This window comes from Collinsella aerofaciens, from assembly GCF_015561195.1.
GTDB lineage: Bacteria > Actinomycetota > Coriobacteriia > Coriobacteriales > Coriobacteriaceae > Collinsella > Collinsella aerofaciens_AC.
Window position 1 is genome coordinate 69,334 of the sequence record NZ_JADMSU010000002.1, and the last position, 19,766, is coordinate 89,099.

Here is a 19,766-nt window from a genome sequence, read left to right on the forward strand (position 1 = left end):
GTGAGTAGGCTATTTGGAACTTGCCGAGCAGGCCATCCATATAACTTTATAAAGCCGCAGGTAAATGACTTGTCGCATAACGGTCTGGTCGCCATCACGCCAAAAGCCTACTCACTTAGATCCGCGACCGTCCATGACCGAGCTTTTTTGTATCTAACGGGCATCTTTCCGTCAATTACTCCCAGTTTTGTCCAGTCAACGAAGAGTTCAGACCGGAGCAATGCCTCGGCCCCTTGCTCATCCGAACTTTTATCGCAATATTCAACATCGAGCATCCTGCATACGGCCTTAACGATCGCACGGAATCGATCCTCATCGGATATCTGTCCGTGTGTCAGGAGAAGCACATCGTAGCCCATGGCCTGAAGCGCCGTCATGCGGTCAGCGTCACGCAAGCCATCCCCCGCACGCCCGTGCGATGCCTTTCCCTGACATTCAATGGCCAACTGTCGCCTTCCGTCCGGCGAAGACAGAAGTAAATCGATATATACGCGGGACTTTCCCACAATCGCTCGAGCACTTGTGCTTAGCCTCACTTCGACATTGAGCTCTACGCCGCAAAAACCTTCGCCTCCCAGGGATCGCGGCAATCCAAGCAGCAAATACGCCTCGACCTCAAAAGGCGATGCGGCACCCAATGGAGCGAGACACGATACTGCTATAAATCGATTGCCGTAACGCATCCCGCAAACACCTGAACAAAAACGGTCAAGGTCTTCACCCAAAACCAAAGCGTCGCGACGCCATAAATTTGAGGCAGCGCCGTCCTCGGACGGACAGCGCACCCAACCCGACGTTGCCGAAATCGCGCCCGAATCAATTGCGCGCGAAAGCTCCGCCTCAAGTGCCGCCGGCAGGGCACACACCGCAAACAGGCCGCACATCTCCGCCAATACCAAAAGAAGCTGAAGATCCGTCAGATGCCGCGACATGATGAATGCCGTCAGCAGAGGAGACGTAACCAAAAACCCATGCTCCGTTTCCAGCACGGATTCCCTGGGGAGCTCGCCAAGGAACAGCCGCTGCCTAATGCTGGCAGGGCAAGTCCGCTTGCTTCTCGTCCGAACCAACGTATACAGCGGAAAGCCGAGCGCAACCGAAGCCGTCGGGTTATGAGCGAGGTTGTATCGCTGCCGGTCTTCTTCCGGTCGCGGAAGCGGCGGACACAAAGCGCGGACCTGAGGGGGCAAACGCCAGTACCTAAAAGCCGATATGTCACAAAGTAGATCCTTCATAGGCACAGGAAAACACGAATTTCAACCCAGCCGGTCTCGCATTGGCGCGAACGCACCGAAAATGGCGCCGAACGGACTGCTAAGTTTTCAACAGCCCTCCCCAACTGACCAAAAGCTTGCCAAGAACTGGACAAAGCCCTGTTGAAAACCTCGTTTTCCTCTCATGCAGAAGCCTTGTGCGGCAAGTGAGTAGACTTTTTGGAACATCCCGAGCAGGCCGGTCATCCTGCTTTTCAAAACCGCAGGTAGATAGCTTGTTACAAAACTTCCTGGTCGCCAAAGTGCCAAAAGTCTACTCACTTAGATTGCAGAGTGCCCCATAAGCTGCAATTCCAGGGTATTTAGCACTTTCAGACTCAGGTCGTCATATTGGACAAGAATTCGAGTTGAGTTTTCAGGGACAGACGCGCCATCGACGCACCAAAAACAGTCACTGATATCGATAAAAGGGATGCTCGAGCGCGTGAGGGCCTGTGCAAAAGAGCTTCCGCCCGTTCCACGCTCCGCAACCACGGCGCAGTAAAGGCCCGCGTCTGCATGCTCGATCGAAACCTCCCCTGCCGGAAACGCTTTCCGTACAAGCGCCGCCAGGCCATCACGTGCCTCGCGAGCACGAACGCGCACGCGGTTCACATGTCGCTCGTAATCGCCCGATTCCAGCAAACGAGCCAAAGCGACCTGGTCAACAGAGCTCACCGATGAGGCGTAAAAACCAAGGTTGCACCTAAACCGCTCCATCAGCTCATCGGGCAACACCATGTACGCCAAACGCAACGCGGATGAAAGACTCTTCGAAAACGTGTTGGTGTAGATAACCGACTGGGCGGCATCGATTGACGCGAGCGCGGGAATCGGCTTGCCGGCAAGGCGAAACTCACAATCAAAGTCATCTTCGATGAGATACCGACCTGGTCGCTCGGCAGCCCAGCTCAGCAGCGCATAACGACGTGCAATGCTCGTCACAAGACCGGTCGGATACTGATGAGACGGCATCAGGTGAAGGACATCTGTCCCGGTTTTCTGCAGCTCGCTCAAGTCCACGCCCTCAGCATCCAACGGGACATGCCACACTTCGCAGCCCATAGCCTGATAGATGCGCGTCAGGCGCAAATAGCCCGGGTCCTCAACGGCATACACCTTGTCCGCACCAAGCAACTGAACCAGCATGGTGTCGAGCAGCTGGGCGCCCGCACCGATAACGATGTTGTCGGGATCGACATTCATGCCCCTTGTCCCGCGCAGATGGTGCGCAATCGCACGTCGCAGTCGAGCGGTGCCCTGCGCCGGTGCGGGCGAAAAGATTTCACGCTCGTCTTCGGACGTCAGCGTCGCCCGTAGCGCACTTTGCCAAAGCCGCGCCGCCTCCAAAGCGGAAGGAGAAAGTGCGTCGAATCGCTCTGCCTGCCCCATGGCATCATGCGCGCTGGAACCAACAGGGACGGCATCTCGGTCGATATCCCCCGCAGCCAAAGCCAAAACCGGCGCATCCGGAAGCTCGCACGCGTAGTAGCCACGACGCGGCATTGAGCAAATATAACCCTCGGCAAGCAACTGGCTATATGCATTCTCGATGGTAATGACACTGATACCCAGATGACTCGCAAAGGCGCGCTTAGATGGCAGATGCTCCCCTGCCGCAATGCGCCCGGCAACAATATCATCGCGAATTTGCTGGTAAACATACTCATAAAGCGATGCTTCGCCGCGATTTTCCAAATTGTAGTCAAGCATGGGTCTATCATCTGACCTTATCGAATCATTCAATCTGGCATTAGTCTGGCCTTGTTATTATCTCGAAAACTGAGTATTTCGCCATACCCAGCTCCCCGATAGGATGTTCCGTCAAGCAATGTACACGCCAACCAAGGGAGCAACCATGGCAGAACAGACCAGCAAGGCCGATCGCGTCAAACTCAATCGCGAGCTCGCGCAGATGCTCAAGGGCGGCGTCATCATGGACGTCACCACGCCCGAGCAGGCACGCATCGCCGAGGAGGCAGGCGCCTGCGCCGTCATGGCACTCGAGCGCATTCCGGCCGACATCCGCGCCGCTGGCGGCGTCTCGCGCATGAGCGACCCCAAGATGATCAAGGGCATCCAAGAGGCCGTCTCCATCCCCGTCATGGCCAAGTGCCGCATCGGTCACATTGTCGAGGCGCAGGTCCTGCAGGCCATCGAGATCGATTACATCGACGAGTCCGAGGTTCTCTCCCCTGCCGATGACGTCTATCACATCGACAAGACCCAGTTTGACGTGCCGTTTGTCTGCGGCGCCCGCGATCTGGGCGAGGCGTTGCGCCGTGTTGCCGAGGGCGCCACGATGATTCGTACCAAGGGCGAGCCGGGCACGGGCGACGTCGTTCAGGCCGTGCGCCATATGCGCAAGATCCAAAAGCAGATCCGCGACGTTGTTGCTCTGCGCGACGACGAGCTCTTTGAGGCAGCCAAGCAGCTGCAGGTTCCGGTCGAGCTGGTGCGCGGGGTCCATGCCACGGGCAAGCTCCCCGTCGTAAACTTTGCCGCCGGCGGAGTCGCGACCCCCGCCGACGCCGCGCTGATGATGCAGCTGGGCGCCGAGGGCGTCTTTGTTGGCTCGGGCATCTTTAAGAGCGGCGACCCCGCCAAGCGCGCCGCCGCCATCGTCAAGGCCGTGGCAAACTTCACCGACGCCAAGCTCATCGCCGAGCTTTCGGAGGACCTGGGCGAGGCCATGGTGGGCATCAACGCCGACGAAATCGAGATCATCATGGAGGAGCGCGGGCGCTAGTCCAGCAGAAAGGATCGCACATGAGCGATTATGCAGACCAAACGGTCGCCGTGCTGGCGGTCCAGGGCGCTTTTGCCGAGCACGAGGCAAGGCTGTCCGAGCTGGGCGCACGTTGTATCGAGCTGAGGCAGGCGGCCGATTTGCAGCAGAACTTTGACCGTCTGGTCCTCCCCGGCGGCGAGTCCACCGTTCAGGGCAAGTTACTTGCCGAGCTTGGTATGCTCGATGAGCTTCGCACCCGCATTGTTGAGGGCATGCCCGTACTGGGCACCTGCGCCGGCTTGATTCTGTTGGCGCGCGATCTTGCCGCCCACGACGATAAGGGGACGCCGCGCTTGGCAACCATGGATGTGCTCGTTGAGCGCAATGCTTACGGCAGACAGCTCGGCAGCTTTCGCACCAAGGGGCAGGTAGGCGGTATCGACGGTGAGGTGCCGTTAACGTTTATCCGTGCACCCCGCATCGTCAAGGTGCACGGCAATGCCAAGGCCCTAGCCGAAGTCGACGGTCGCATCGTCGCCGCCCGCCAAGGCAACCAGCTCGGCGTCACCTTCCACCCCGAGCTCGACGAAGACGCTCGCCTCCACGAACTGTTCCTGCAAATGTAGGCAAAAATAAAACGAGCGTGGATTTTCGGACACACAGCAAATGAGCGTGGATAATCTCCCACTTTGAGCTTGAATGCAGACTCAAACCGGGAGATTATCCACTCTCATACTACGTAGTCGTTGGGGACGTTCCTAAACGACTAGTCATTCAAGAACGTCCCCAACGACTACTGAAAAGAGGACGGCATAGACCTTCTGGTCATGCCGTCCTCTTTGCGTAGCGAATCTTGAAGGCGCCGCAGGTTGAGCATAAGTCAGCGAAAACGCCCCTAAGCGAGCAAGGTGACGTGAAAGAGGAGGGAAGCGTACTTCGGTACGCGACCGACGATTGAACGTCAGATTGCCGCTTAGGGGCGTTTGCAGCGTCGAGCAGTTACGCGGTTTGGTAAAACCGCGTAACCCAATTAGAAACGGTTGCCGCGGAAGCCGCCACCGTTGCGGCCGCCACGGTCGCCACCGCGACCGCCGCGGTCGTTACCACGGTTGCCGCCGAAGCCACCACGGTTGCCACCGCGATCGCCATAGCCACCACGGTTGCCGCCGAAGCCGCCGCGACCGCCACGGTCGCCGCCACGGCCACCGCGATCGCCAAAGCCGCCGCGACCGCCACGGTCGCCGCCACGGCCACCGCGGTCGTCACGGCCGCCGCGAGGACCGCGGTCCTCGTCCAGGCCCATGGCGACGAGCGGAGCGATAACCTTATCGAGAGCGGCCATCAGCTCGGTGGCCTCCTCGTAAGAAAGCCCGGGCAGGAGCTTCTCCTTCTTGTTGGCAAGCTCGACCAGGCCCTCAGCGGCATCCTCGGCAGCGAAGACGACGATCTTGCGCATATCGCCCTCGGCGTCGTCGATGCGGCCGACCAGATCGGCAGCCTCGGCCTCGGCCATCAGGCCATCGAGCTCACGAAGGCGCATGCCCAGCAGGTCGGACATTTCCTTCTGCTCCATCTTGGGCTTGAGGTCAAGAAGCTTGATGGCGCGCTCGATGTTCGCCATGCGCTCGGCCTTGGCCTCCTCCTCCTTGGAAATAGCAAAGCGACGGCTGCGCAGCAGGCGGGCGGCCTTCTGCATCTTGTCCATCAGCTCTTCGTCATCGTAATCAACGGCGGCCTCGACAACCTCGGCCTCCTCCTCGGCAGAAACCTCGTCAGCAGCCTCAACCTCGGCAGCTTCGGTCTCCACGGTCTCGACTGCCTCAACCTCGGCAGTCATGGTCTCGTTCTCGGTCTCGTTCATGATCTCTTCGTTCTCAGACATGAGACTCCTTCTTGGCCCTCTCGGGCATCATCGCCCCATTCGCGGGGCCCGTCGCGCACTCTTTGCGCTTTAAACATTCATACCTCTCGGCAAAACGTCCATTAGTTTATGGTCTCGCCCGCCAATCTAGCTGCAGAATCTATGTGCACACATTAATGCGACATGTCGCGGTATCATGGCCTGAACCAAACGTGTCCACCCTAAGGAGCCCGCCATGATTAAGCCCATCATGAAATCCGAGTTCTTTTTGCGCCTGCCTTCCGAAGACGCGGGACCCGACGATGCCGCGACCGGGCAGGACCTCCTGGATACGCTCCACGAGCATGAGCACGAGTGCGTGGGCCTCGCTGCCAACATGATCGGTGTGCGCAAACGCATCATCTGCGTAAAGGACGGCAACAGGACGCTCCTGATGTACAACCCTCAAATTCTTGAGCAGGTCAATGCCTATCAGACGAGCGAAGGATGTCTTTCGCTCGTCGGCGAGCGTCCCTGCACTCGTTATCGCCGCATTAAGGTGGAATATCTGGACGAGAGCTTTGTCCACCGCATCAAAAACTTCTCGGGCTACACCGCCGAAATCATCCAGCACGAAATCGACCACTGCAACGGGATTGTTATATAGTTCCGCCGATTCAAGAAAGCTCCCTGCAGTAAAACAACTGCAGGGAGCTTTTCATAGTGCGGAGCTTCTATCCCACTAGCTCTGGCGGTAGTGATCGAAGAAGTCGGCGAGATCTTCGAGGGACTCTTTGAGCACTTCCATGCGCGGCAGGTACACGATACGGAAGTGGTCGGGCTCAGCCCAGTTGAAGCCGCCGCCGCGCGTGATCAGAATCTTCTTCTCGTGCAGCAGGTCAAGGGCGAACTGCTCGTCATCGGTAATGTTGAACTTCTTCACATCCATCTTGGGGAAGATGTAGAACGCCGCACGCGGCTTAACCACCGAGATGCCGTCAATCTTGTTGAGCGCCTCATACACAAAGTTGCGCTGCTCGTAGACACGGCCGCCGGGGCGGATGTAGTCGTTGACGGACTGATGGCCACCGAGCGCCGTCTGAACGATCGACTGAGCCGGCACGTTGGAGCACAGGCGCATGTTGGAGAGCATGTTGATGCCCATGATGAAGTCGCTCATGCAGCGCTGGTTGCCCGAAAGCACCATCCAGCCAATACGATAGCCCGCGATCATGTGCGACTTGGACAGACCGCTAAAGGTAACGCAGGGCAGATCGGGAGCGAGCGAGGCAATCGAGACGTGCTCGTAGCCGTCCATGCACAGGCGGTCGTAGATCTCATCGGCAAAGATCATCAGCTGATGCCTGCGTGCAACCTCGACGATGCCCTCGAGCACCTCGCGCGGGTAGACCGAGCCCGTGGGGTTGTTGGGGTTGATGATAACGAGGGCTTTGGTCGCGCTCGTGATCTTGGACTCCATATCCTCCAGGTCGGGATACCAATCCGCCTGCTCATCGCACAGATAGTGCACAGGATGACCGCCGGCAAGGGTTGCGCACGCCGTCCAGAGCGGATAGTCGGGGCTGGGGATCAGAATCTCGTCGCCATTGTCGAGCAGCGCGTTCATCGAAAGCTGAATGAGCTCGGACACGCCGTTGCCCGTGTAGATATGCTCCATCTGAACGTTGGGCAAGCCCTTGATCTGCGAATACTGCATGATCGCCTTGCGCGCGGAGAACAGGCCACGCGAGTTGGAATAGCCTTCGCAGTCGGGCAGCTGCTGGCGCATGTCCTTGATGACCTCATCGGGCGTGCGGAAACCGAAGGGCGCCGGGTTGCCGATATTGAGCTTGAGGATGCGCTCGCCCTCGTCCTCCATACGGGCGGCCTCGTCGACGACGGGACCGCGCACGTCATACAGGACGTTATCGAGCTTGGTGGATTTAGAAAAAGTACGCATGGTGGTGCTCCTTGCAATTTGAGCTGAGGGATGGGGTTCGGGCTTGGAATCGTTGCGGGGTGATGATGCCTCGCCTTGATCGGCGTCGCCGGCAAGCAGCCAGGTAACATCGACCTCCAAAATACGGGCGAGCAGCTCAGCCACATCGCGCCGCGGAATCGTCTTGCCGCTCACATATTGGCTCATCTGACTCTTGCCGAGTTTTTTGCCGAGCATCTCCGATGCGCGGATCACGTCCGACTGGCGAACGTCGCGATCGGACATAGCCTGTCGCAGACGATCGCTAAACGTCTCTTGGGCCACTAGAACCTCCTTGCTGGCAAAGTTCAATTTATACAACACGAATTGAACCTGAGTTCAATTTAGGCAGCAGTATAACGCCGTGCTATTTCGAAAAGTTCAATTTCAAAAATAAAATGAGCAAGACCTCGAGATTTATCCCAAGGCGATAACGACGTGCACGCATTTAGAGGTATTCGAGGAAACGAGCGGCGGCAAGCGAAACATCGGCCGTTCGATATATGGCGTTGATCTGCCGATGGGGATGCCCTTCGAGCGGACGCACAGCAACATCGAACTGGCAGCGACGCAAGATGAGCGCGGGAAGAATGCTCACGCCCAGGCCATCCTCGACCATAGCCATAATCGCATAGTCATCCCAAGTCGACAGTTTTGAGCGCACCGCCAGCCCCGCCCGACGGAATAGCGGCGTAATCTCGTCATCAGTGCCGCGTTCCAGCAGAATAAACTGCTCGTTGGCCAAATCGGCAAGAGAGACGACCTCTTCAGTGGCAAGCAAAGAGTCTGCCGGCACTACCGCCATCAACTCGTCGCGCACCAAAGACCGCGACGTCATGCCATTTTCTCGGGGCTCATGCGGGATAAAGCCCAGATCGCAGCGGCCCTCTGCCACCCATTGTTCAATCTCTGAATAGTCACCCATCAGCAACTCGTAATCAATGTCTGGATAATCGGCACGAAAACGAGCAATCACCGGCGGCAGCACGTGGGTCGCCACGCTCGAAAACGTACCGATGCAGATTTTGCCGCGCATGAGCCCACGCATCTCATCCACGCGTCGCTGCAAGCGAACGAATTCCTCGCAGAGCGCCTCGACAGCCGGCATGACCTGCCGCCCGTCAGCAGAAAGAGCCACGCCCTCGCGACTGCGGTCGAGCACCTTAAAGCCCCAATCGGCCTCAAGATCGGCCACCATGCGGCTCACGCCCGATTGCGAATAGCTCAGGCGCTCGGCGGCGCGCGTAAAGCTTCCGGCGCGCACTGTCTCGAGCAGCACCTGCATCTTTTGAATATTCGTTTCCACGGCAGTCCTCCACCCTTGCATGAGTTTTTGTTATGTTTTCCATGCATTATATTCGCTTTTCTTCTAAAGCCAGTTCACCCATAGTGAATATGTTCGGATATAGAGGGGATGTCAGCGCATGAACAACGGACTGTTTACATACTTAGCAGCATTACTGTTGTTTGGCTCTAACGGCATCATCGCCGCAGCTATCGCACTGCCGAGCTCCGATATCGTACTGTTGCGCACGTTTTTGGGCGCTCTCACCCTTGCCGCCATCCTCTTCATAACCAAGCGCCATAACCTGCAGGCTCCGTCTCGCCCCCGCGAGGCCGCAGCGCTCATCGTCTCGGGCGCCGCGCTGGGCGCCAGCTGGATTTTCCTGTTCCGCGCCTATCAGACGATCGGCGTTGGTATCTCCTCGCTGTTGTATTACTGTGGCCCCATCATCGTTATGGCCCTTTCCCCGCTCATTTTTGGCGAAAAGCTGACCGGCGGCAAAATCGCCGGCTTTGTCGCCGTCGCCTGCGGTGCTTTTCTCATTGCAGCGCAAGGTCTAGGCGGCAATATGCCCATTGCGGGCATCGTCTGTGGAATCGCCTCGGCCTTCTGCTATGCATTGATGGTCATCGCCAGCAAGGGTGCGCCGCACATCGAGGGCCTCGAGAACTCCGCACTCCAAGTGAGCGCCGCCTTTGTGACCGCACTGGCCCTCACGCTCATCACGCAGGGCGCTCCCTCGTTCCTGTCCGCCGGCGTCGCCGCCAGCATTGATTGGCGCGCCGTCGCTATGCTCGGCGTCGTCAACACCGGCATTGGTTGCCTGCTCTACTTTAGCGCCGTCGCCAAGCTGCCCGTCCAGACCGTCGCCGTCGTCGGCTACCTCGAGCCGCTTTCGGCGGTCGTGTTCTCGGCCGCCCTTTTGGGTGAAGCCATAACACCGGTCCGCCTGATGGGCGCCGCGCTTATCATCGGCGGCGCGATTTTTTGCGAACTCGCCGGCAAACGCGCAAACGCCAAGGCTGGCATCGCCCAGACAGCACGTGCTTAAAAGCCCCTGCTTTGAAATGCTACCTGCGTAGATAAATAATCCCCAGCTGAGGATTATTGTCTAAAATAACCCGATGTGCCAAACTGTTCTTGTATGTATAAAGACGGCATAAAGTTTTTTGTCCTAGACAGATAACCGGATGTCTAAGGGAGTCCTCGTGGCACACAACAAACTGGAGGCAAACCTCCAAGACCAGCGCGGGCAAGGCGGGCACGGAGCCATCCCCCTCTCCGCTGGCATGCTGCTCGTAACGCTCGGCGTCGTCTATGGCGACATCGGCACGAGCCCCATGTACACCATGAAATCAATCGTCGCCAACAACGGCGGCATCGGTACCGTCAGCGAGGACATGATCCTGGGCGCGCTTTCGCTCGTCATCTGGACCATGACGCTCGTGACCACGGTCAAGTACGTGGTAATCGCCATGAAGGCCGACAACCACAACGAAGGCGGCATCTTCGCCCTGTTCAGCCTCGTACGCAAGGTGGCACCATGGCTGATTCTGCCCGCCATGATCGGCGGTGCGGCACTGCTTGCCGACGGCATCCTCACCCCCGCCGTCACGGTCACCACAGCCATCGAGGGTCTGCGCACCATCGAATGGGGCCATGCGCTGCTGGGCGACGGCCAGACCAACGTCATCATCATCACCATCATCATTATCTGCGGCCTATTTGCCATGCAGCGCGCCGGCACCTCGTCAATCGGCAAGCTGTTCGGCCCGCTCATGACGCTGTGGTTCCTGTTCCTGGCAGGCGCCGGTCTGTTCAACATGCTCGGCAACCTGTCCATCTTGCGCGCGCTCAACCCCATCCGCGGCATTATGTTCCTGTTCTCGCCCATCAACCATTCGGGCATCATGGTGCTCGGCTTTGTCTTCCTGTCGACAACCGGTGCCGAGGCACTCTACTCGGACATGGGCCACGTGGGCAAGGCAAACATCTATGCATCCTGGCCATTTGTTAAGGCGGCCCTTATCCTCAACTATCTGGGTCAGGGAGCTTGGCTACTCGCCAATAACTCCAACCCCCAGATGCTCGCGATGGATATCGTCAACCCGTTCTATATGATGCTCCCCGAGCCCCTACGCCCCTTTGCCATCGTGCTTTCGGCCGTGGCGGCCATCATCGCCTCACAGGCGCTCATCACCGGCTCGTTCTCGCTGGTATCCGAGGCAACGCGCCTCAACCTTATGCCGCACCTGCGCATCCACTACCCCAGCGACACCAAGGGCCAGCTCTATATTCCGCTCGTCAATAACATCATGTGGGTCGGCTGCATCTTCATCGTGCTGCTGTTCCAAAACTCCGAGCGCATGGAGAGTGCCTACGGCCTCGCCATTACCGTGACCATGCTTATGACCACCACGCTTTTGACGAGCTATATCGCCGGCATTCTCAAGCACAAGCTGGGCGCCTGCGTCTTCGCCCTGCTCTTCGGCGCCATTGAGCTGTGCTTTTTCGCCTCGTGCCTCACCATGTTCTTTGACGGCGGCTATGTGATGATCTTCTTGGCCGCACTGCTGTTTGGCCTTATGTATGTGTGGCGTCGCGGCACCGCCATCGAGCGCACGCAGACGATCCTGCTGCCCGTCTCCAAGTACATTGACCAGCTCAACCGCCTGCGCAACGACGAGACCTACCCCGTGCTCGCCGACAATCTGGTGTTCCTCACCAACAGCCCCGATCCGCTCACGCTCGACCGCGACGTGCTCTATTCCATCCTGGACAAACATCCCAAGCGCGCCAAGGCATACTGGTTCATCAACGTGCACGTTACCGACGAGCCCTATACGCACGAGTATTCCGTCGAGACCTTTGGCACGGACTTTTTGTTCCGCGTGCGCCTGGACTTGGGCTTTAAGGTCAACCAGCGCGTTAATGCCTACCTGCGCCAAATCGTCGGCGACTTGATGGCATCGGGCGAGCTGCCGCCGCAGCATCACACCTACTCTATCTACGAGACACGCGGCAACGTGGGCGACTTCCGCTTTTGCATGCTGCGCAAGATGCTTGCCCCCGAAACGGACATCAACCGCAACGACCATCGCGTCATGGCCATCAAGTACGCCGTCCGCCGCGCCTGCGGAAGCCCGGCACGCTGGTACGGTCTCGAGAACTCGGCCATCATCATTGAGTACGTACCGCTCTTTGCCCGCATGCGCCCGGCCGTCAAACTTGTGCGCACCCAGGTGCCGCTCGAGGTTCAGATCGAAGAGGCCGAGGAAATGGAGGTCGACATCTTCTCGGACGACTTGGTCAACGGCAACGAGGCCGGCAAGAGCATGAACGTCGATCCCACCGAGCTGCTCGAGAGCGTCGCCGATACGCCCGAACAGCAACTCGACGGACTCGAGAGCACCCAGTTCAACGACGCCAACTTCTAACACGCCACCAGCCATTGACGACAACGGCCTCGCATCTCATAGGAGGTGCGAGGCCGTTTTATGTCGCAACGGACCAGTGAGCTACGAACGACGCGGCTCGGGAACCACGAGCCTATCGGGGCTCGCGCCCTCGGCATCCATCAGGCTCACGTAGCGAATCGACGGATCCCCATACATCGCGTAGTAATAATTGCCCGTGCGCGCGCTAAAGCATCCGGTATAGATAGTCTTCTCGAACTTACCATCGCCCATCTTGGACGCTCCCTCGATCATCGCCACGCCTTCGAGCGAGCGGAACATGCGGACGACGTTTTCGGCCTCGCTGTCTTTTTGCGGGTAATTGGCGTTGAGGTACGCTGCCTTTACAAAACGGCTCGGCGAATAGCAGTCGCCGGGAATGCCGCGCATGCCGGCACCGGCTCCATAGGGCTTAAGCTCGGCGCCACGCCACGTCGCCGTCTGCGGAAAATCGCTTGTGGCGGTGATATAGGTGCGTAGATTTTCCATATGCCACGGGAAGGTCGGCTGGTTGGCAAGGGTGTCGACCGGATCGTCGTATACGTGCAGGCCGTCAGCCATCATCTCGACCACGATGCTACGCTGCCTGTCGCCGATAATCCAATGGAGCAGCGACACGCCCAGCCCCTCTCCTGCAGATTTGGCAACAATCACCGTATCGTGCAACGCAGCCTCGACCTCGTCGACCGTCGAGAACGTCGCTGCCACCCACAGGGGAAACTCATAGGCCGCGATATTGGTCTTGCCGTCGGCAGGATCCTCGGCATACTCGGCATAACCCGGGAAATTGAGACCCGCCACGGCGAGGCCCGCATCGTTGCCGCAGTCGAAGAACATGGGGTAGTTCTTGTAATCGATGCACATGCCGATCACCGCGTGTGCCGCTGTCGCGTCGTCGATAAACGAATACGGAATGTGAAACCCGCGCGGCATCACGCGAACCTGTTGGCCGTAGTCAAAGCTCCAGTCGAGGTTACGGCCCAGATACATGTGGCCAGAATTATCGGTAAATCGAATGCTCGTGCACATAGCGCCTCCTAGCTTTTCGTTCTTGCTAAACTCATTGTCACCAAACAAAGAGGCGCTAAACAAAAAAAGCCCGGACATGACAACAATGTCACGCCCGGGACAAAGACCGCAAATTCGGTCCCCAATTGAACCACCCTAGACAAGTTTGCCTTGGCAGTGATCAATCATGTGCTGGATCATCTGAGCTTCGAAGCCTGCATAGTCGCGGCGGCACTCCTTCATCTTGCCGTCGACGATCTGGTCAAAGGCGACCTTGCACTTGATGTAGCGCGTGGACTTGGTGATCTCGTCGTGCGTCAGGCAGCTCTCCTCCATCTTGCTGGCGCCCAGGCCAAACACCAGACGAGGGTTGTAGAGCACGTGGGGCTCGCCGGCATCGTCCAAGTAGACGCAAACCTTCTTGGTAACGCCAATCTGGTTGGCGGCCAAGCAGCCGGCATCGTCGAGCGACTTGATGGTATCGATCAGGTCCTGAGCAACCGACTCGTCCTCGACGGTCGCAACCTCGCAACGCTGGGACAGGATAGCCTCGTCGTGGCAAAGCTCTTTAATCATACGTTCCTCCATAGGGGTCGTTGTAACCGCTTAAGTATACGGTACCTACACATTTTCATGCGAATAATACCGTCCGTCTGCTACAAAGCGCCGAACTTCAACACGCGAGGAACATCAATCTTTCAAAGGCGATATAGTAGTTAAGTTCGTGTCAATCGGCCTAAACTCGGGGCCGAACAAGGAAAGGGTATGCATGGACGAACTATTTCACGTCAGTGAGCGCAAGTCCACAATCGGGACCGAACTTCGCGCTGGACTGACAACATTCCTGGCGATGGCCTACATCATCGCCGTCAACCCCGCAGTGCTCTCGGGCGCCGGCATCGATGCGGGAGCGCTCGCCTGCGCCACCTGCCTGGGCGCCGGCATCATGACCATCTGCATGGGCATCTTCGCCAACCGCCCGCTCGCCTGCGCGTCGGGCCTGGGCATCAACGCCATGATCGCGGGCATCACCACCACCATGTGCGGCGGTGACTGGCACGTTGCCATGAGCGTTATCTTCCTCGAAGGTATCGTCATCTTGCTGCTCGTCCTTTGCGGCCTGCGCGAGGCCATCATGGATGCCATCCCCGTGGTCCTGCGCCACGCCATCTCGGTGGGTCTGGGCCTGTTTATCGCCATGATCGGCCTGTGCGACGCCGGCATCATCACCGCTGGCGCCGGTACGCTCGTCGGCTTGGGCGACATCACCTCCCCCACCTTTATCGTCGGCATCATCTCCATCGTCGTGACGGTTGCCCTGGCTTCCCGCAACGTGCCGGGCTCGCTGCTCATCGGCATCATCGTTGCCGTTATCGCCGGTATCCCGCTGGGCGTCACCCATGCGCCCGAGGGCCTCATCGCACCGCTCGACTTCTCGACCTTTGGCGCCCCGTTTGCCAGCACCGCTGATGGCAACATGGCCATCGTGAAGGTTCTGACCGACCCGATGCTGCTCGTCGTTGCCTTCTCGCTGCTCATGAGCGACTTCTTCGACACCATGGGCACCGCGATGGCCGTCGCCAAGCAGGGCGAGTTCTTGACCGAGGACGGCAATGTCGAGGACATCCGTCCCATCCTGGTCGTCGACTCCGTGGCCGCTGCTGCCGGTGGCTTTATGGGCGTCTCCTCCATCACTACCTTCGTCGAGTCCACCTCTGGCGCTGCCGACGGTGGCCGCACGGGCCTCACCTCCGTCACCACCGGCGTGCTGTTCATTCTCGCCGCGTTCTTCTCCCCCATCGTCACCATCGTTTCCAGCGCCGCCACCTGCGGTGCTCTGGTCTACGTCGGTTACCTCATGATGAGCGAGGCCTCCGAGATCGACTGGTCCGACGTGTCGCAGGGTTTCCCGGCGTTCATGATTGTCGCCGGCGTGCCCTTCACCTACTCCATCTCTGCCGGCATCGGTCTGGGCTTTATCGCCTACGTGATCGTCGCGCTCTTTAAGGGCGAGGCCTCCAAGATCAAGCCGCTCATGTGGATCGCAGCCCTTGCCTTCCTCGTCTACTTCTTTGTAGCGTAGCGGCAAAGCTGCCAAAGCAGAACACCAAAGCGCGGAGTCGCATCGAGCGGCTCCGCGCTTTTCTTTTAAAGCCAGGCATCGCACGGACGCGCGATATATTGCTTCCCAAGTTTTGGACATTTTGCCCTCCAAACGGCACTACCGACGGCTACATCCTGCAGATATGCTGGATATAACCGCATAGGCCCTATGAGGATGGGAGTAACCATGGCCGCCTTGTTCACGACCCCCAAGCGCAATGACAAAACCTCTGGAGCCCATTTTGTCGAGCCCGACGTGCGCCGTCGCACGCTGCTCGCACACGGCAGCTGGCGCCGCGTGACACGCCGCATCGTTGTAGGCGCCGTATGCGCGCTTACGGTAAGCTCGCTGCTCATGCCGAGCGTATCGCTCGCGGCGGAGTGGGTGGACGTTGGCGGCGTCCGCCACGAAGCGGCCGCGGGCCCCACGGGAGACGCCGCCGGCACCTGGAGCTGGGACGGCGCCGACGATATGAAGCTCAACGGCTATGACGGCGGTGCGATCCATGCTGCGGGCAAGCTCAACATTGCCTACGGGGGCAAGAACACCGTGAAAACCGAGCCCGATTACACCGGAGCCGCCATCAAGGCGCAGGATGGCACTAGCCAGAAAGCAGAGTTGAACATAACGAGCTCGAATAGCACGGATGAGCTCAATGTGACAGCCGAGGCCGATGCAATTAAATCCACAGGCGACCTCTCCATTTCTGGCCCAGGCACTGTGAACACCACAAGCACTTCTTCCGACGGAATTGAGGCAAAGGGCGATCTCTCTATCACGGGATCGGGCACTGTGAATGCAACGGGCGGTACCGAAGGCATCCGATCCAAGGGCAAGACCACCATCGATTCCTCTGGCACAGTGATCGCTAAAGGAGGCGAAGGTTACGGCGTCACCGCGGGCAGTGACCTGATCATCAAAGGCGGTGGCAAGGAAGAAGCAAGCTCGATAGAAGAAGCGGCGATTTGGGCTGACGGCAACATCGACATCTCGGGCGGCAGCCAGGTCGAGGCAAGCTCCCAGGGAGATCTTGCCGTCGACGCTGAGGGTAGTCTCGCGGTCACGAACGCCTCCCTTGACGCAAGCGGTGTTGAATATGGTGTCTATGCCTACAAGGGCGTTACGCTCGATCACGCGACCGTGACGGTCCGCACAAGCGCGAGCGGCGGCCAGGCCATCGCCCTCATCACTGACGGGGACGACATCGTCATCAAGAATGGTTCCATCGTGGACGCGTTCGCAGAAGGCAAATTCTCGGTTGCAATCTCTACCAGAAACCACCAGCCAAACATCGCTGGCGGCCACATCTACATCAGCGACTCCGTTGTTAAGGCTATAGCCCGCTATGTCGAGACCGGTGGCGATGGCCCCGATCACTACAGCAACGACCAAAGCGGCGAGGTCACCCCAGAGCCTAGGGGTCTGAACATCGGCATCTTCGCCCAGACCTACGAGGGCATCACGCCCGCGAGTATCTCGATCGTCCGCAGCAAGGTCACGGCCGAGGGAGACACGGCGGCAATCTTCGCCCTTGCCATAAGCGAGGACGGCAAGGCGATCGGTACCATCGAGATCGAAGGCGCTCCCATTCAGACGCCCGCAGGCGGCAAGATCATTGACTATCGCCACGAAGAAGAGTACGGCCCCAGTATCTCCTACGAGGCAGGTCAAACCATCGGCACGGGCAATGCTGCGATCGACTCCCCCTATGACGCCGCTGTCGCCAAGAGCGCGGTCATCGTACCTCCCGAGGAGATCAAACCCGAGGAAAAGTCCGGCGAGACCAAGCCCGAGGGTTCCAAGTCCGAGGGCACGAAGACGACCAAGACCGTTGCAGTTGCAGCCACGGGAGCCAAGACCACCGGCAAGCTCGCGGCAACCGGCGACGCCTCGAGCACAGCCATCGTGGCAGCCGCCCTTGCGGGAACAGCCGCCATCGCCGCAGGCGCCGTGGTGAGCCGCAAGCGCTCGTAAACACTTTTTCGCACAGGACGGGTGGATCGCGGCCCTTGCCTTCCTCGTCTACTTCTTCGTAGCGTGAGGGCAAGGCTGCAAAAGCTGAACAATAAAGCGCGGAGTCGCCATGCGGCCCCGCGCTTTTCTTTTAGCGCCGGTCCCTGCGCCGGCGTGCGGCCTATTTCTCCCCCATTTTGGCCATTTTGCCCTCCAAACGGCACTACCGCCGGCAACATCCAGCAGATACGCTGAATCTAGTCGTATAGGCCCTATGAGAACGGGAGCAACCATGGCAGCCTTGTTCACGACCCCCAAACGCAATAACGCTACCGCCGGAACCCATGTTGCCGAACCCGACGTTCGCCGTCGCATAGGACTCGCGCACGGCAGCTGGCGCCGCGTGACGCGCCGCATCGTCGCGGGCGCCGTGTGCGCGCTCACGGTGAGCTCGCTGCTCATGCCGAGCGTCTCGCTCGCAGCGGAATGGGTCAAGGTCGGCGGCAACAAGTACAACACCGCGGCGAGCGACGAGGCCGGTACCTGGTCGTGGGACGGCGCCGACGACTTGAAGCTCAACAACTATAACGGCGGCGAGATCCAGGCCGCAGGCAAGCTCAACGTGAATTACTCGGGAAACAACATCGTCACTGCCGACTGGATCGAAGGCATCAAGGCTTCTCATGGCAAGAATGAGAATGCCGAGCTCAATATCCAAGGCGACGCGGGCAGCACGCTCAGCGTGACATCTACTGAGGACGCTATCCTCTCCACGGGTAATATCAACATCGACGGAGCCGGATCCGTCAACGCCACGAGCACTGGGTTTGATGCCATCAATGCCGGGGGTGATCTCGCTATCAAAGGTTCGGGCAACGTCAACGCCACGGGTGCATCGGATGGCATCAGGGCAAACGGCAATATCACGATTGACGACAGCGGAGCCGTCACCGCCAGGGCTACCGAGGACAAGGGTATTGGAACCGACAAGAACCTCACCATCAAGGGTGGCGGCACAGTCGAGGCAAGCTCAGCCGATGGTGAGGCCATTTGGAGCGGCGGCAACATCAATATCTCGGACGGCAGCCAGGTCAAGGCGAGCTCCGAGAAAGACGCCGCCGTCGAGGCCAAGGGCAGCCTCGCAGCCACAAACGCCTCCCTCAACGCAAACGGTGTTGAATATGGCGTCTATGCCCACAAGGGCATCACACTCGATCATGCAAACGTGACAGTCCGCGCAAGTAAAGGCAGATACGGTGGTGCCATTGCCCTCTTCACCTACCAAGACGATATCGTCGTCAAGAACGGCTCCACCGTGGACGCGTTTGCGGAAGGCGAGGTTTCGGCTGCATTCTCCACCAGAAACGATCGACCCAACGAGGAGGGTGGCCACATCTACATCAGCGACTCCGTTGTCAAGGCCATAGCCCGCTATGTCGAGAACGGCGACGGCCCCATCCCCTACAGCGAAAACCAAGATGGTGAGACGAGCCCCGAGCCCCAAGGCGAGAACATCGGCATCATCGCCCAGACCAGCGAGGGCGTCACACCCGCAGTCATCTCGATCATCCGCAGCAAGGTAACGGCCGAAGGAGATACAGCGGCAATCTTTGCCCGTGCCATGAGCGCTGACGGCAAGACAATCGGCACCATCAAGATTGAGAACGCCGCCATCCAGACGCCCGAAGGCGGCAAGGTCATTGACTATCGCAAGCTCCGTGACGGCATCTACGAGGCAGGCCAAGCCATCGGCACGGGCGACGCTGTGATCGACTCCCCCTATAACGAAGCTGTCGCCAAGAGCATGGTCATCGCACCTCCCGAGGTAGCCAAGCCGGAAGACCCCAAGCCCGACGAGACCAAGCCCGCAGAAAGCAAGCCCGCGGAGTCCAAGCAGAACCCCAAGCCTGAGGGCTCAAAGCCGACCAAGGCCGTTGCGGCTTCAATCACGAAAGCCAAGACTACCGGCGTGCTCGCGGCAACCGGCGACACCTCGGGTGCGGCCATCGTGGCAACCGTCCTTGCGGGAACAGCCGCTATCGCCGCAGGCACCATGGCGAGCCGCAAGCGCTCTTAGACGCCTCTGCGCACATGGCAGCTCCCGCGAAGGCCCCGAGTCCCAGCACCGTTTAACAACGCCACCGCCGAGCTCCCCTCCG

General features: G+C 59.1%; 15 protein-coding genes. 8 read left to right on the plus strand and 7 right to left on the minus strand.

Annotation, left to right across the window (positions count from 1 at the left end):
• Window positions 1-107: 107 nt before the first annotated feature.
• Both I2H81_RS02560 and pdxR read right to left on the minus strand, forming a co-directional pair.
• The gene (locus I2H81_RS02560) at window positions 108-989 is read right to left on the minus strand and encodes a hypothetical protein (RefSeq protein ID WP_195644427.1); all 882 of its coding nucleotides are present in this window, start codon (window positions 987-989) and stop codon (window positions 108-110) included.
• 546 nt (window positions 990-1,535) lie between these two features.
• Complete coding sequence (gene pdxR, locus I2H81_RS02565) at window positions 1,536-2,966, minus strand: MocR-like pyridoxine biosynthesis transcription factor PdxR (protein ID WP_195644428.1); 1,431 nt, start codon at window positions 2,964-2,966, stop codon at window positions 1,536-1,538.
• Between the two features lie 145 nt (window positions 2,967-3,111).
• Between pdxR and pdxS the strand changes: the two genes are divergently transcribed.
• Together pdxS and pdxT are read left to right on the plus strand one after the other, a co-directional pair.
• Entirely contained in the window at window positions 3,112-4,002 is an 891-nt protein-coding gene (gene pdxS / locus I2H81_RS02570; protein ID WP_195644429.1) for a pyridoxal 5'-phosphate synthase lyase subunit PdxS, read from the plus strand.
• 20 nt (window positions 4,003-4,022) lie between these two features.
• On the plus strand, window positions 4,023-4,610 hold the full coding sequence (pdxT, locus tag I2H81_RS02575; RefSeq protein WP_195644430.1) for a pyridoxal 5'-phosphate synthase glutaminase subunit PdxT: 588 nt from the start codon (window positions 4,023-4,025) through the stop codon (window positions 4,608-4,610).
• Between the two features lie 404 nt (window positions 4,611-5,014).
• Here pdxT and I2H81_RS02580 read toward each other — a convergent pair whose 3' ends face one another.
• On the minus strand, window positions 5,015-5,866 hold the full coding sequence (locus I2H81_RS02580) for a hypothetical protein (protein WP_195644431.1): 852 nt from the start codon (window positions 5,864-5,866) through the stop codon (window positions 5,015-5,017).
• 214 nt (window positions 5,867-6,080) lie between these two features.
• Here I2H81_RS02580 and I2H81_RS02585 point away from each other — a divergent pair, with 214 nt between their 5' ends.
• Complete coding sequence (locus tag I2H81_RS02585) at window positions 6,081-6,491, plus strand: peptide deformylase (RefSeq protein ID WP_195644432.1); 411 nt, start codon at window positions 6,081-6,083, stop codon at window positions 6,489-6,491.
• Between the two features lie 75 nt (window positions 6,492-6,566).
• Here the strand turns inward: I2H81_RS02585 and I2H81_RS02590 are convergent, their stop codons facing one another.
• Window positions 6,567-8,048: an aminotransferase class I/II-fold pyridoxal phosphate-dependent enzyme gene (locus I2H81_RS02590; protein WP_117757320.1), complete on the minus strand. Its 1,482-nt coding sequence runs from the start codon at window positions 8,046-8,048 to the stop codon at window positions 6,567-6,569.
• Between the two features lie 202 nt (window positions 8,049-8,250).
• Entirely contained in the window at window positions 8,251-9,108 is an 858-nt protein-coding gene (locus tag I2H81_RS02595; RefSeq protein WP_271817448.1) for a LysR family transcriptional regulator, read from the minus strand.
• 118 nt (window positions 9,109-9,226) lie between these two features.
• Here I2H81_RS02595 and I2H81_RS02600 point away from each other — a divergent pair, with 118 nt between their 5' ends.
• Complete coding sequence (locus tag I2H81_RS02600; protein ID WP_117757313.1) at window positions 9,227-10,138, plus strand: DMT family transporter; 912 nt, start codon at window positions 9,227-9,229, stop codon at window positions 10,136-10,138.
• A gap of 139 nt (window positions 10,139-10,277) precedes the next feature.
• Window positions 10,278-12,524, plus strand: a complete 2,247-nt coding sequence (locus I2H81_RS02605) for a KUP/HAK/KT family potassium transporter (protein ID WP_118448785.1) — start codon at window positions 10,278-10,280, stop codon at window positions 12,522-12,524.
• An 81-nt stretch (window positions 12,525-12,605) separates the two neighbouring features.
• Here I2H81_RS02605 and bsh read toward each other — a convergent pair whose 3' ends face one another.
• The gene (gene bsh, locus I2H81_RS02610) at window positions 12,606-13,571 is read right to left on the minus strand and encodes a choloylglycine hydrolase (protein WP_195644434.1); all 966 of its coding nucleotides are present in this window, start codon (window positions 13,569-13,571) and stop codon (window positions 12,606-12,608) included.
• Between the two features lie 135 nt (window positions 13,572-13,706).
• Complete coding sequence (locus tag I2H81_RS02615; RefSeq protein WP_195644435.1) at window positions 13,707-14,126, minus strand: peptide deformylase; 420 nt, start codon at window positions 14,124-14,126, stop codon at window positions 13,707-13,709.
• Window positions 14,127-14,319: 193 nt separating this feature from the next.
• Here I2H81_RS02615 and I2H81_RS02620 point away from each other — a divergent pair, with 193 nt between their 5' ends.
• The 3 genes from I2H81_RS02620 (at window position 14,320) to I2H81_RS02630 (ending at window position 19,684) form a co-directional block, all read left to right on the plus strand.
• Window positions 14,320-15,633: an NCS2 family permease gene (locus I2H81_RS02620; protein WP_117582871.1), complete on the plus strand. Its 1,314-nt coding sequence runs from the start codon at window positions 14,320-14,322 to the stop codon at window positions 15,631-15,633.
• Window positions 15,634-15,840: 207 nt separating this feature from the next.
• The gene (locus I2H81_RS02625; RefSeq protein WP_195644436.1) at window positions 15,841-17,628 is read left to right on the plus strand and encodes an LPXTG cell wall anchor domain-containing protein; all 1,788 of its coding nucleotides are present in this window, start codon (window positions 15,841-15,843) and stop codon (window positions 17,626-17,628) included.
• Window positions 17,629-17,899: 271 nt separating this feature from the next.
• Entirely contained in the window at window positions 17,900-19,684 is a 1,785-nt protein-coding gene (locus tag I2H81_RS02630; RefSeq protein WP_195644437.1) for a carbohydrate-binding domain-containing protein, read from the plus strand.
• Window positions 19,685-19,766 lie beyond the last annotated feature (82 nt).